General features: G+C 61.7%; 1 protein-coding gene. It reads left to right on the forward strand.

Annotated features, from left to right (window positions below; all coding sequences use genetic code 11):
• Positions 1-1,167 (forward strand): hypothetical protein (locus IX84_RS33480; RefSeq protein WP_044224092.1); only part of this gene is annotated, 1,167 nt, incomplete at both ends.

Below are 1,167 nucleotides of genomic sequence, written 5' to 3' on the forward strand. Positions count from 1 at the left end.
CCTGCCCGGCTTCGAGGCGGGCTATGGCGGCCCCTGCCTGGACTACAGCCTGACGCCTGTACTGGCTACGGCAGGCAGCCAGCCACAGTTGCCCGCCAGCTGGAGCACTCCTCTTTTGCAACAGCCGTTCAGCATGAACCTCTCTGCCCGGGCACAGTATACGCCTTGGCTGCCGTTGGGCGATGAAGCCGACCGCCTGGCTTTCTTCATCAACGGCCAGCTGAGCGGCACAGCCGCCCCGGAGCTGGTCAACGGGCAGGCGTACTACTTTGCCACCGTTTACCATGCCATGCCGGAAGGGGAAATGGAGGTGCGCTACTACAGCGCAGCCCACGAAGCCCTCTTCACCTTGCCTGTCACGCTCAGTTTTGGCGGTAACGGCCAGCTGGGCAGCCCGGACGAGCCGCTGTTGCTCGATTTCTCCCCTTTCTTCTTTGAGCTGGACGAAGCCGGGCAGCTGGGCATCGCCCCACAGGACACGGCCTTCCGGGGGGCGCACCCGTACACCTTCCTGGCAGCAGACTGCGACTATCCGGAGGCGCTGCAGGACACGGTGTCCACGCAGCTGTGCTACGATATTGACAGCGATCAGGACGGGCTGTGCAATACGCTCGACCCGGCGCCCTTCGACCCCTGCTTCCCGGATTACGAAGCGCCGCCCCTGCAGGTGCTTGATAGCAATGGGGACACGCTCACGAGCAAAGGCATGCTTGAAGTGGGCACCGACTCCGGCGATTGCCACTACTCGGCTATCTGGCGGGCTTTTTCCATAGAAGACTGCTCGGGCGTGACGGTAGAGGCTGCCCTGGAAAACCAGAATGGCCCCTCGGCCGGGCAGCTGGAAACGGTGCTGCTTGATGCGGCCACCGGGCAGTATGCCCTCTACCTCACCGTACCTCAGGGCACCTACGAGCTGGAAGTCGTTGCCACCGATGATTATGGCAATGCGGAGGATTTTACCTACACTTTTATTGTAACAGATGAGGGAGCGCCGCAGCTGTCCTGCCTTGATGTAGAAGTAGCCCTGAGCTACGACGGCACCGGAGAGCTGCTGGCCGACGAGGTGCTGGACTTTACCAACAGCAGCGACAACTGCGGGCTGGACTACAGCACGCTGATGATCAGCCAGACAGCTTTTGACTGCAGCGATCTGGGCATACAGAGCCT

The sequence above is a fragment of the Phaeodactylibacter xiamenensis genome (assembly GCF_000759025.1).
GTDB lineage: Bacteria > Bacteroidota > Bacteroidia > Chitinophagales > Saprospiraceae > Phaeodactylibacter > Phaeodactylibacter xiamenensis.